This window comes from Hymenobacter ginkgonis (assembly GCF_009755225.1).
GTDB classification, from domain to species: Bacteria; Bacteroidota; Bacteroidia; order Cytophagales; family Hymenobacteraceae; genus Hymenobacter; species Hymenobacter ginkgonis.
In genome coordinates, this window is record NZ_WQKZ01000001.1 from 216,802 (window position 1) to 229,763 (window position 12,962).

8 protein-coding genes are annotated in these 12,962 nt (G+C 60.4%); 3 read left to right on the forward strand and 5 right to left on the reverse strand.

What is annotated here, in order from left to right:
* The first annotated feature begins 97 nt into the window (after positions 1–97).
* A complete protein-coding gene (locus GO988_RS00850; RefSeq protein WP_157561645.1) occupies positions 98–877 on the forward strand; it encodes a sulfite exporter TauE/SafE family protein in 780 nt (259 codons plus the stop codon).
* Positions 878–1,135: 258 nt separating this feature from the next.
* Here the strand turns inward: GO988_RS00850 and GO988_RS00855 are convergent, their stop codons facing one another.
* Positions 1,136–3,694 (reverse strand): TonB-dependent receptor domain-containing protein, encoded by a 2,559-nt coding sequence (locus GO988_RS00855; RefSeq protein ID WP_157561646.1) that lies wholly within the window; start codon positions 3,692–3,694, stop codon positions 1,136–1,138.
* A 207-nt stretch (positions 3,695–3,901) separates the two neighbouring features.
* Positions 3,902–4,957, reverse strand: a complete 1,056-nt coding sequence (locus GO988_RS00860) for an LLM class flavin-dependent oxidoreductase (protein WP_157561647.1) — start codon at positions 4,955–4,957, stop codon at positions 3,902–3,904.
* A gap of 95 nt (positions 4,958–5,052) precedes the next feature.
* On the opposite strand from GO988_RS00860, the gene GO988_RS00865 reads away from it, so the two are divergent.
* Both GO988_RS00865 and GO988_RS00870 read left to right on the forward strand, forming a co-directional pair.
* Positions 5,053–5,763 (forward strand): dienelactone hydrolase family protein, encoded by a 711-nt coding sequence (locus GO988_RS00865; protein WP_157561648.1) that lies wholly within the window; start codon positions 5,053–5,055, stop codon positions 5,761–5,763.
* A 121-nt stretch (positions 5,764–5,884) separates the two neighbouring features.
* The gene (locus GO988_RS00870; protein WP_157561649.1) at positions 5,885–6,925 is read left to right on the forward strand and encodes an SDR family NAD(P)-dependent oxidoreductase; all 1,041 of its coding nucleotides are present in this window, start codon (positions 5,885–5,887) and stop codon (positions 6,923–6,925) included.
* Positions 6,926–7,076: 151 nt separating this feature from the next.
* On the opposite strand, the gene GO988_RS00875 is transcribed toward GO988_RS00870, so the two are convergent.
* From GO988_RS00875 to GO988_RS00885, 3 genes are all read right to left on the reverse strand, one after another.
* Complete coding sequence (locus tag GO988_RS00875) at positions 7,077–8,426, reverse strand: TolC family protein (protein WP_157561650.1); 1,350 nt, start codon at positions 8,424–8,426, stop codon at positions 7,077–7,079.
* Between the two features lie 157 nt (positions 8,427–8,583).
* Entirely contained in the window at positions 8,584–11,691 is a 3,108-nt protein-coding gene (locus tag GO988_RS00880) for an efflux RND transporter permease subunit (protein WP_157561651.1), read from the reverse strand.
* Positions 11,692–11,830: 139 nt separating this feature from the next.
* Positions 11,831–12,895: an efflux RND transporter periplasmic adaptor subunit gene (locus tag GO988_RS00885; protein ID WP_157561652.1), complete on the reverse strand. Its 1,065-nt coding sequence runs from the start codon at positions 12,893–12,895 to the stop codon at positions 11,831–11,833.
* Positions 12,896–12,962 lie beyond the last annotated feature (67 nt).

Genomic DNA, 12,962 nt, shown 5'->3' on the forward strand with positions numbered 1-12,962 from the left:
TACTGACTTTCAGGCAAGTACACCCGTAAATGAAGCTACGGTGAAAGCTGGTTGAAAGATGCGGCCGGGCCAGCCGGCCCTTACTTTTGCCCGCATTATGCCTACCCCCGTCGTGCTGCCTCTGCTCTGTTTCTTCGCGTTTTTGGCCGGGCTGATTGATGGCATGGTGGGCGGCGGGGGCCTCATTCAGCTGCCCGCCTTGCTACTATTGCTGCCCGAAGTGCCGGTGCCAACTGTGCTGGGCACGGGCAAGGTAGCCAGCTTGGCGGGCACTTCGGCATCGGCGCTGCGCTACTTGCGGGGGCTTAGTGGCGTACCTATTCGCTGGCGCACGGTGGCCGTGGCGGCCGTGGTGGCGGGCTGCTTTGCGCTGCTCGGCGCCCGCGCCGTGAGTGGCCTCAACAAAGACTTGGTGAAGCCGCTGGTGCTGGCGCTGCTGGTGCTGATGGCCGCCTACACCTTCTGGCGCAAAGACTTCGGCAGCCTGCACGCACCGCGCTTACACGGCCGCCGCGAGCTGTGGACGGGGGTAGGGCTGGGCGCCGCCATCGGGTTTTACGACGGCTTTTTTGGGCCGGGCACGGGCAGCCTGCTGCTGTTTGCGTTCGTGGGGCTGTTTGGCTACGATTTTCTGGCCGCTTCTGCCTCGGCCAAGGTAGTGAATATCGCCACCAATATTACCGGGCTGGCCTACTTTATCTCAACCGGCCAAGTGCTTTACCACATTGCCTTGCCCATGGCCGCTTGCAACGTGCTGGGCTCGACGCTAGGCGCCCGGCTAGCGCTGCGGCGCGGCACGAGCTTCGTGCGGGTGTTGTTTTTGGTGGTGGTAAGCGGGTTTATTCTCAAACTAGGCTGGGAGGTAGCGAGGGGGTAGGCAAGGCGAGAAAACTAAAGCACCAAGAAGCCTCCGATTGTGCTAAGCAATCGGAGGCTTCTTGGTGCTTTGATAAGTAAGAATGTGTTCGGGATTTACTGAAAAAGGCCTCTGGAACGTCCTGCTGAGCCGATTGAACCATCTTGCTCGCCTCGTTGAACGAACCCACATGGTGCGAGCGAGATGCTTCGACCAGCTCAGCAGGACCGTCTTTTCGAGTTTTTCATAGATTCTCAACATACCCTGATTTAGCTGGGCTTAGAAGCGGTAGGCCACCGTGGTTAGGAACTGGCGGGGCGGAACCGGGTTGATGCTGTAGCGGTCGTGCACCAAGTAGTTCAGCGAGTTGGTGATGTTGGAGAGCTTGGCCAAGATGGAGAAGTGGCTGTAGGCGTAGCCCACCGACAGGTCGATGGTGGTGAAGCCAGTTAGCGAAATAGTGCGGCTGTAGTAGGGCACATACCGGGGGTTGGCGGCCCCATTGGCCAGGGTGGGTTGCAGTGTGATGGGGTCGAGGACTGCGTTGTTGTTGCCGCCCAGGCGCTGGCCGGTGTAGAAGGCCGAGGCTCCTACTTTGAGGCCGCGCAGGCCGGCCCGGTCGAAGGTGTAGAAAACGGAGCCGTTGGCGGTGTTTGCCGGGTTGTTGGTCAGGCGCTCGCCCTCAATCTGGGTACCTACCACGCCCGTGGTGTGGGTGTAGCGGGCAAAATTGTAGGCGTAGCCGACATTGAAGTAGAAGTCTTTCGAGAAGCTGCCGCTCACGTCCAAGTCTACGCCGTCGCTGGTGGTTTCGCCAGTTAGGTCGCGCACGGTAGTGAGGGTAGTAGCAGAGCCATCAGCCAGTGTAAAAGTGGTTTGCGCCAGGTTGCTGTTGCGGTAGCGGTACACGGCGGCATTGGCAAACAGGCGGCTGCCGAAGAGCTCGGCTTTCACCCCGGCCTCGTACTGGTTAACGTACGACGGGCGCAGCGGCTGCAAGTTGGTATCGAGTAGGCCCGCGTTGGTAATGAAGTTGTTGGCGTAGCTGGTGTAGAACGAAAGGGTGGGTAGGGGTTGGAAAATCAGCGCGCCCTTGGGCGACCAGGCCCGGTCGGCCTTATCGGCCGCGGCCCCAAGGGTTTCAACCCCATTCAGGGTGTTGGTGCTGGTGGTTTGCAGCACGTTCTGATACGAGTAGCGCACGCCGCCCAGCACTTTCAGCATGGGCACAATGGTAATCAAATCCTGCACGTAGCCGCCGAAGCGGTACGACGGCGACACTGTGTAGCCCGTCACATTGTACGTAATGCCATCGGTGCGTTCTACATACTTGCTGCGGTCGCTGATATTGATAATGTCGTAGTTATAGCTAATGCCGTTGGTCGTCTTCGACGTTACGGGGCTACCGTTCAACCCATAGTAGGCATAGCTCGAGGCGTTGTTGGTGACGATGCGCAGCGCATCGGCCCCCACCAGCAGTTGGTGAGTCAGCGGGCCGGTTTCGAACTTGCCGTTCAGGTTCAGTTGGGCGTTGTAATCGCGCTCAGCCGTTTGCACCCCGCTCAGCGAGCGGCCCCAATCGCCGTTAAGGGCAATATTGCCATTCGGTACGGCCACCCCGAGGCCGTGCACGCGGGTATCCATGATGCCGGCAATGGCATTGATGCGCCACTGGTCAGAAAAGCGGTGGTTGAGCACGGCCGAGGCGCTGGCCTGGTCGGTCACGTTGTAGGCCCACGTTGCATTGATGAAGTTGGAGCGCGTAATGCCATCGGGCAGGCGGGCATCCACATTTTGGTTGATAATGCCTACCCCCGCATCGGGCGTGATGTCGGAGCGCAGGTAGTCGCCTTGCACCAGCAAATCGGTTTTTTCGCCAAATTTGTACATCAGCGAAGGGTTCACGTAGAGGCGCTTCGAGGTCACCACGTCGCGGTAGCTCTTAGCGTTTTCATAAGTGCCCACCACCCGGAAAGCCAGGTTTTTAGTCAGCGGCCCGTACAGGTCGATAATTGGCTTGTACAAGCCGTAGCTGCCGGTGCGCATCTCCACCGAACCGCCCCAGTTATAGCGCGGCTTCTTAGTTACGGTATTGATAATCAAGCCGCCCGATACGTTGCCGTAGAGTAGCGCCGCCGCGCCCTTCAAGACCTCCACCGACTCCAGGGTACTAGCGTCGGGAAAACCCTGGGTGTTCGAAAGCAAGCCGTTTTTGAAGATGCTGCCGCCCGAGCCGGCCACGCCAATGCTGTAGCCGCGGGCCGAAAACGTTTCGGCCACGCCGCCCCGTTGCTGCGTGAGCGACACGCCGCTCACGTTGCGCAGGGCGTCGCCCAGGCGGTTTATTTGCTGGTCGGTAATAATAGTACTCGTCACTACCCCAATGCTTTGGGGCAGGTCGAGGGGCGCGATGTCGCTCTTGCTAGCCGTGGCTGGGCGGTTGATGACGCTCGTGCCCGTTACCGTCACCTCATCGAGCTGGCGGTTGCCGCGCTCCATCTTCAAGGTCGGCGCCGTGGTAGAGCGGTTGGCGAATACTTCCACTGTATTTTCCTGCGCCGAGTAGCCCAGGCCGGTGAAGGTGAGCACCTGCCAACCCGTGGGGGCTTCGAGACTAAAGTTGCCCGCGGCGTCGGGCGTGGTGCCCTGCGTAGTGCCGCGCACCATCACCGAAATATGGTCGGCACTTTGGCCATCAGCCAGTTCCACGTGGCCCACAATGGTCCCCATGCGGCTATGGCGCGCATGGTGCGGTGCGGCAGGAGCCGGCGCTTGGGCAAAGGTGAGAGTCGGCAGCAAGCTGCCCGAGAGCAGTACAGGGAGGAAAAGTTGACGCATCAGTTATTTAGAATCGTTCAAATCTGATGCAAATGTGCTACTTGTTTAGAAGGGTTCCAAATAGTTTTTTTACCGGTAGAGAGGAAAAGCTGAATACAACGTATTTAGCCACGAAAAAAAAGGAGCTTACGTAGAATCAATCCAAACAAACCAAACAAAAAGCCCCGGCCAGTTGGCCAGGGCTCGTTGTGAAAGGCAGGGGTAGGGCTAGGCATAGGCCAGCTGCGGAGCCGGTGTGGTGGGGGTAGCCGGGAGGGCAAATGCCTCGGCTAGCAGCTCGTACGAACGCAGCCGGTCTTGAAAATCGGCCGTGATGGTGACGATGGTAAGCTCGTCCACGTCGTAGGCCGCCGCAATGCGTGTGAGGTGGGCGTGCACCTGCGTCGCCGTGCCGCTGACCACGCGGCCCTTGTGGTATTTCAGGCGCGCTTCCTCTTCGGGGCTGAAGGTATAGGCAGCTGCCTCGGCCGCAGTGGGGTAGGGCCCACGAATGCCTTGGTCGAAGCGCAGCAGCTGTATCAGCATGGCTTTGCGCAGCTGCTCGGCCTTCTCCTCGGTATCGGCGCACAGCACAAACAGCGCTACGTTGGCTGCGGGCGCCGCCAGCATAGCCGACGGCTGAAACTGCTCGCGGTAGGCCCGCACTGCGGCCGGCCCACCGCTGGGGTTGATGAACTGCGCAAACGAAAACGCCATGCCCAGCTGCGCCGCAAACAGCCCGCTTTGGCCGCTCGAACTCAGCAGCCAGAGCGCGGGCGCGGTGTCAATTTTTGGAATGGCTTTCACCCGCTCGTGAATCGTTTCGGGCACTTCCTCATCCTGCAAATAGGCCTGCAAGTCCATGAGCTGCTCCACAAAAGTCTGTTCGTCAAACTTGTTGCTGGGGTTGAGGGCATAGGCTGTGAGGCGGTCGGCACCGGGGGCGCGGCCTATGCCCAGGTCGATGCGGCCGGGGTGCAGCGCTTCGAGCAGCTTAAAGTTTTCGGCCACCTTCAGGGCCGAGTAGTGGGGTAGCATCACGCCGCCCGAGCCCAGCCGGATGCGCTGGGTGTGCGCGCCAAGGTGGGCCAGGAGCACCTCAGGCGCCGAGCCGGCCAGCGTGGTCGTATTGTGGTGCTCGCTCACCCAAAAGCGGGTGTAGCCTAGGCGGTCGGCGAGCTGGGCCAGCTCAGTTGTTTCGCGTAGGGCCTGGCGGGCGGTGGCGCCGGGGCGCACGGGCGACTGGTCGAGCACGCTCAGGCGTAAGACGGGGGTAGGAGACATAGCTTGGGAAGAATAGGCAAATAGGATAGACTGGGTTAAAACATCAACCTCCAACGCCTTGTTTCTGGCTGCAAATTCCCCTCTCAACCCCGTTTATGAGCACTCCCAATTCCCAAATTCTGAAGGTGGCCGATGGCACCGAGATGCACGCCTACGTGGCCCAGCCTCAGAATACTACTGCCGCGCCCGGCATCATTCTCTTTCAGGAGGCTTTTGGCGTAAACCACCACATTCGCAGCGTAGCCGACCGCCTGGCTGCCGCAGGCTACGTGGTAGTAGCGCCCGAACTGTTTCACCGCACCGCCGAGGCGGGCCTCGAAATTGGGTACGATAATTTTGCCGCTGCCATGCCGCACTACGGCGCCATCACACCCGAGGGCCTGGCCCAGGATGCGCGGGCTGCCTACGACTGGCTGCAAAGCCAGGGCAATGTGCAGCAAGATAAAATTGGCGCCATCGGCTTTTGCCTGGGTGGCCAGGTGTCGTTCGTGGCCAATGCCACGGTGCCGCTGTCGGCGGCCGTATCGTACTACGGAGGTGGCCTGCACACCCGCACCGCGATGGCTAAAGACCTGCACGCCCCGCATCTGTTCTTCTGGGGCGGGCTCGATGCTCACATTTCCAAAGACAATATCAAGACCATCATCGACGCCGTAGACGCGACGGGTAAGCCCTATATCAACACCGTTATCTCGTACGCCGACCACGGTTTCAACTGCGACGAGCGCCCTAGCTACAACAAAGACGCGGCCGCCGAGGCCTGGGCCTTCACCCTAGCCTTCTTCCAAGATAAGCTGGGCAACTAAGCCCTTAAGCTACCTGTTGTAGAACGGGCCACCGGGCGGCGCAGTTGGTGCGGCCCGGTGGCCCGTTCTAGGTTGTGGGTGCGAATGCAACCTTTCGGGCCCAAAAACCATACAGTAGGGCATGAAACCAACTTCCCGCACTTCCTCCTGGGTTTGGGCTGCTAGCCTCGGCTTGGCAGCCCTGGCCACCACCGTTTGGCGCAATCGCCGGGGCTCGTACGAGCTTACGGGGCGCACCGTGCTCATCACCGGGGGCTCGCGCGGCCTGGGCTTGGTACTGGCCCGGCGCGCTGTAGCCGAAGGTGCCCGCGTGGCCATTTGCGCTCGCGATGAACAGGAACTGGCCCGCGCCCGCCAAGATTTGCTAACCTATGGCGGCACGGAAAAGAGCGTGCTCACCTTCAGCCGCGACCTCACCGATGGCAACGAGGTGCGCGCCCTGGTGGCCGAAGTTGAAAGCCAACTGGGGCCGGTGGAAGTGCTGGTCAACAATGCCGGCATCATCATCGGCGGGCCGCTCGAAAACATGGATGCCCGTGACTTTGAGGATGCCATGAACACGCACTTCTGGGCACCCTTCCACGCCATGCAGGCGGTGCTGCCGGGCATGCGGCTGCGCGGCGAGGGGCGCATTATCAATATCTCCTCGCTGGGCGGCAAAGTGGCCATTCCGCACCTCACAGCTTACAGCGCCAGCAAATTTGCCTTGGTGGGCTTGTCCGAAGGCTTCCGGGCTGAGCTGAGCCAATTTGGTATTTATGTGACCACCGTGTGCCCCGGCTTGCTGCGCACCGGCAGCGCTCAAAACGCCGATGTGAAAGGCCAGCACGAAAAAGAATACGCCTGGTTTAGCGTTGCCGATGCCCTACCCGGCTTCACGATGAGCGCCGAACAGGCCGCCCGCCGCATTTGGAACGCCGCTCGCCGCGGCGACGGCGAGCTCATTCTTTCCCTACCCGCCAAGCTGTTGGCCGGCTTCCACGGCCTGCTACCCGGCACCACCGTCGATGTACTGGCTTGGGTAAACCGGGCCCTACCCGCCACCGGCGAAAGCGCCGCCGCCAACGAGCGCCGCAAAGGCTACGAAAGCGAAACGCCCATCACGCGCAGTTTTCTCACTAAGCCCAACCGCGACGAGGCTGCCCGTAACAACGAGGGGTAGGGCGCTATTAAACAGAACGTCAGGCTGAACAAAGTGCAGCATCTTGTTGGCATCGTTGGGTTAAAAACCTGTCGATGTAAGCGAGGTGCTGCACTTTGTTCAGCCTGACGTTTTTTCTGGCTCTAGTAGCATCAACAGCCCTACCCCCCTGCTACGGCGTGAGCAGCGCCGCTAGCTGCCGCAGCGTAATCTCGGCCGACTTGGCGGCGTAGCGGTAGTTGACGAGCCGGTAGCCGGCGTCCTCGAAGCTTTGTTGGGCAAGCTTCACATCAACCAGGGTTGAGAGTCCAGCATCGAGGCGCATTTGCACCAGCTTGAGGAGTTGGCGGGCAGTAGTATAGCTCTGCTCGGCGGTGGTGACGAGGCTGAGCTGTTTTTCGTACGACTCCCACGCCTTCAGTGCGTTGAGGCGGTAGTTGCGTTGCAAGGTCTCGCGTTGCAGCTCGGTAGTGCGGGTGTTGAGGCGAGCAATATCGACCAGCTTTTTATTAACGCCCCCAGTGTAAACGGGCACCGACAGCCCCAGCCCAGCGTAGGGGCCGTAGCTCTGGTTGAAAAGTGTGTTGCCCACGGCGTTTTGGCTGCGGGCGAAGTTGGTACCGGCATTCAGGCCAAAGGAGGGGTAGCGATTGGCGCGGGTTTCGCGCTCAATCAGCTCATTAACGCGCACTTGGCGGTCGGCCGCCAGCAGGTCGGGGTTCTTATCCAAGGCGCCTTGCAGCTCGGCCCAGCTCAGGCTGCGGTCTACCGGAATGGTGTCTTCCACGGCCACGGCTTGGTTCAAATCCAGGGTGAGGGCGCGCAGCAAATCGGCGGTTGCTTGCTGGGCGGCCAGTACTTGCTGCTGCTGCGTGAGCAGCTGGGCGTTGAGGTCGAGCTGCGCCTGGAAGCGGTCGGCGTTGTTGGCCAAGCCCACGCTCTGGCGCGCATCGATGAGGCGCAATTTCTGGCGCGACACCTCCACCGAGGCCTCCAGGGTGCGGATGTAGCGCTGCTGCTGCACCACGGCGTAGTACTTCAGGCTCACGTCGGCCAGCACGTTCTGCACCGTCGAATTCAGCTGGAGCTGGCTGATTTGGGCCAGCTCATCCAGCCGCTTGCGAGTGGCCACCACCCGGCCGCCGTTGTAGAGCAGGTAGCTGCCCGCCAGCCCCACGTTGTACTGCGTCGAGCGTGCGCCAGTAGCGGCGCGCGGGTCGCCGGCATTAAATTCCTGCCGGGTATTGTTGATTATCACGTTGTTGCTGGCATTCAGCGCCACGTTGGGCAGCGCACCAGCAAAGCCCGCGTTGTTGCGCAGGTTTTGCACCTCCACATTGGTTTGGCTGATTTGAATGTCGAGGCTGTTTTTGAGCGCCGTCGTCAGGGCATCGTGCAGCGTGAGCACCGGGCCGGGGGTAGGGCCTGCCGGCGAGCGCGCCGGGGTGGTGCCCGGTGCCGTTTGGGCCGAGGCGACCAAGCTGAAACTAAACAGCAACAAGCTGTTGAACAATACTTTCATGAACTGTTTGAAATAGCAGGGGTAATTGGCCTGGCTAACCTCACCCCTTAGCCTCCCTTTCAAAAAAGGAGGAGCCAGTTTTTAAATCTTCGCTCTAAAACTAGCAGTTAGCAGCCAGTTTACCCTCCCCACCCGAGAGGGGGTAGGGTGAAGCTGGCTAGGCCACTACCTCGGCTGGCTCGTGGGCAGGAATCACTTCCGAATCGGCCGCTTCCGGCTTGTGTTCTTTGGCCACAAAGGTGTACACGGCCGGAATTACCAACAGCGTGAGCAGGAGCGAAAACAGAATGCCGCCCACAATCACGATGCCCAGCGGCCGGCGGCTGGTGCTGGCGGCACCCAGGCTTAGGGCGATGGGTAGGGCACCGAGGGCCGTGGCCAGTGAAGTCATCAAAATAGGGCGTAGGCGCTGCTGCGCGGCCAGCTGCACCGCTTTGCGGAGGGGTAGGCCGGCATCGCGCTGGTGATTAGCAAACTCCACGATGAGGATACCGTTTTTGGTCACGAGGCCAATCAACATAATCATCCCAATTTGCGAGAAGATGTTGAGCGTCTGCCCAAAGGCCCACAAGCTAAGCAACGCGCCAGCCAGCGCCAGCGGCACCGTAATGAGGATGGTGAGCGGGTCGCGGAAGCTCTCGAACTGTGCCGCCAGCAGCAAATAAATCAACACCAGCGCCAGCATAAAGGCAAAAGCCGTGTTGCCCGAGCTTTCGGCAAAGTCGCGCGACGAGCCCGTGAGGGCCGTTTGGAACGAGGGGTCGAGCACTTTGTCGGCGATGGCTTGCATGGCGCGCACACCGTCGCCCACCGTTTTGCCCTCGGCCAATTGGGCCGATACCGTGGCCGATTTCAGGCGGTTGAAGTGGTAGAGCGTAGCCGGGTTCGAGTCTTCTACCTGGTGCACCACGGCCGAAAGCGGAATGCTCTCGCCGCGGCTATTGGTGACGTATAGGCGGCTGATGTCGGTGGGCGCGCTGCGTTCGCCGCGCTCCACCTGCCCAATCACCTGGTATTGGCGCCCATTGATGAGGAAGTAGGCCATGCGCCGGCCGCCAAAGGCGCCCTGCACGGCCCCTACCACGTCTTGCGTAGTTAGGCCCAAATCCCTGATTTTAAGCCGGTCGAAGGTAAGCTGCACCTCGGGCTTGTTGAACTTGAGGTTAGCATCGACGTTCTGAAAGGTCGGGTCTTGCCGGGCAGCCGCCAAAAACTTGGGTAGGGACGTGCGGATGCGCGCCAAGTCCACATTTTGCAGCACAAACTGCACGGGCAAGCCGCTCTTCGCCCCCGAGCCCACGGCGATGGTCTGCTCCTGCACCACGAAAATGCGGGCGTCGTTGAAGCGCTTGGTGTTCTTGGTTAAGTACTTGGCGATTACTTCCTGCGTGCGCTTGCGCTCGTCGGGTGGCACAAGGCCCACGCGCACTTGGCCGCTGTTTGAGCCGCCTCCGCCGCCCATGCCCGGCGTAACGGCAAATACAAAGTCATTCTCGGGCACCGAATCGGTGACGAAACCCGCCACCTGGTCGCCGATTTTCTGCATCGCCGCGAAGCTGGTGCCTTCGGGCGCCGTCATGGATATGCGCACGCTGCTGCGGTCTTCGAGCGGGGCCAGCTCGGTGGGAATGCTTTTACCCACGAAGTAGATGAGGGCGCCGCACACCGCTACGACCACCCACGCCACGCTGCGCACCCGCAAAAAGCTGCCTACTAAGCGCCCGTACCAGTTTTCCATGCCGGTAAAGAAGGGCTCGGTTTTCTCGTAAAATTTGCCGTGGCCGGCGCCTTCACGGTGCAACGCCACGTTGAGCACGGGCGTGATGGTGAGCGAGACAAACGCCGAAATAAGCACCGCGCCGGCCACTACCACCCCAAACTCGCGGAACAAGCGCCCGGTGAAGCCTTCTAGGAAAATGACGGGTAGGAACACCACGGCTAGCGTGAGCGAAGTGGAAATAACGGCGAAGAAAATCTCCTTGCTACCCTCCCGCGCCGCGTCGCGGATGCTGAGACCGTCTTCCAGCTTGCGGAAGATATTTTCCGTCACCACAATGCCGTCGTCTACCACCAGGCCAGTGGCCAGTACAATGCCCAGCAACGTCAGGATGTTAATTGTAAAACCCGCCAGATACATCACGAAGAACGTGGCAATCAGCGAGATGGGAATGTCGATGAGTGGGCGCAGGGCGATGAGCCAGTTGCGGAAGAAGAAGAAAATAACCAATACCACTAGCCCAAACGAGATGAGCAGTGTCTCAATCACTTCGTCAATCGAGTTGCGCACAATCTTGGTATTGTCGGTGAGCACCCGCAACTGGATGTCCGATTTGTTCTCCTTTTTCACCTCGTCGAGGCGTTTGTAAAACTCTTCGGCAATCTGCACATAGTTGGAGCCCGGCTGCGGCACAATGGCTAGCCCGATGGCGTAGGCGCCATTTACCTTCCAGCTCTGCTCGTAGTTTTCGGGGCCGAGTACCACGCGGGCCACGTCGCCGAGGCGCACAATGCCGGTTTTGCTTTCGCGCAAAATGAGGTCGCGGAACTGCTGCTCGGTGGTGAAGCGCGCCATGGTGCGGATGGTCAGCTCGGTTTTGCCGCCGTAAATTTTACCGGCCGGTACCTCCACGTTCTCGGCGTTGAGCGCGCTCTGCACGTCCGTAAACGACACGTTGTAGGCGTTCATCTTGTTGGGGTCGAGCCACAGGCGCATCGCAAAACGCTTCTGGCCAAAGATGTTAACGCCCGATACCCCATCAATCGTCTGGAAGCGCTGCTGCAAATTGTTCTCGGCGTAGTCGCTGAGGTCGAGCAGGCTTTTGGTGCGGCTCTGCACCGCCAAAATGAGGATGTTGTCGGAGTTGGCGTCGGCCTTCGACACCACCGGCGGGGCATCAATATCCTGCGGCAGCGAGCGCACGCCCTGGCCCACCTTGTCGCGCACGTCGGAGGCGGCCGCCTCCAAATCGACGCCTAGGTTGAACTCGACTGTGATGTTGCTCGAACCCAGCGACGAGCTGCTGGTGATGGAGCGGATGCCGGGAATACCGTTAATCTGCTTCTCCAGCGGCTCCGTTATCTGGTTCTCAATCACGTCGGCGTTGGCGCCCGTATACGAGGTGCTCACGCTGATAATCGGCGGGTCGATGGCCGGGTAGTCGCGCAGCGCCAGAAACGAAAACCCTACCCCCCCGAAAAGTATCAGCAGCAGGTTGAGCACCGTTGCCAGCACGGGCCGCTTCAGAGATAACTCAGATATGTTCATAGTTTATCGAAATACAACGCAAAAAGAACGTCATGCTGAACGCAGGGAAGCATCTCGCGTGAGTCGTTGAATTACTGGTTCAAATGAAGCGAGCAAGGGGCTTCGCTGCGTTCGGTACGACGGTCTTTTTTGATTCTTTTTACTGTTTAGCCGCCGCCCGCCGCACCTTTACCGGCTTGCCGGGCTGCGTAAACAGCACACCGTTGGTCACGACTGAGTCGCCGGCGGCCAGGCCGCTTATCACGGCAATTTGGTCGCTTTGGCGGTCGCCGGTGCGCACGTCTTTCATTAAAGCTTTGCCATTTTTCACGAGCACCACCTGGTCCGACTGGTCGCCGGGCATGATGGCGTTGGTGGGCAGCAGCACGCTGCGGCGGGCCGCGCCCGTGCTCACGCTCACCTTGGCAAATGCGCCGGGGCTGGCCTGCGCACCGGGGGGTAGCTGGGCGCGCACCGTCAGGTTGCGGGTGGTTTGGTTAACCTGGCTTTCTTGGGCCACCACGGTGGCGGGGTAGCGGCGCGGCGGGTTGCCGGCCAGCTGCACCGTCACCACCGAGCCGGGCTGCACGATGGCGCCGTTGGCTTCGGGCAGGGTGAAATCGACCTTGAGCTTGGTATCGGCCTGCAGCGTAGCGATGATGGTGGTGGGCGTCACGTAGGCGCCGGGGCTCACCTGGCGCAAGCCCAGCACGCCGGTAAAGGGCGCCCGAATAACCGTTTTGGCCAGCATGGCCTGGGTATAGGCGGCATCGGCCTCGTTGCTGCGCACCTGGCTTACGGCCAAGTCGTAGTCGGCCTGGTTCACGCCCTGCACTTTCAGCAGCTTTTCGAGGCGCTCTTGCGAGAGGCGCGACACTTGCAGCAGGGCGCGGGTTTTTTGCAGGTTGGCCTGCAAGTCGGCATCGTTGATGCGGGCAATAATGGCGCCCTTGCTCACGTGGCGGCCCTCATTTACGTTGAGATAGGTGAGGCGGCCGTTCACTTCGGGGTGCAGCTCGACGTAGTCGTTGGCCACTACCGCGCCGTTGGCTTCGAGCGAATCGCTCACGGCTGAGGGGCGGGCTACCAGCACATCAACTAAGGCCGGGCCGGCATTCTTTTTGGCATCCTTACCGCCTTTCTCATCGGTTTTGGTTTGGCAGCTGGCCAGTAACACCAGCGTAGCACTGGCTAATAAAAGCGGAGCTGAAGTAAAAAAGCGCATAGAATAAGGTGAGAATCAGCCGTAAGCACGCTTGCAAAGCGGGCTAGCAGCCGGGAGGCGGTCAACA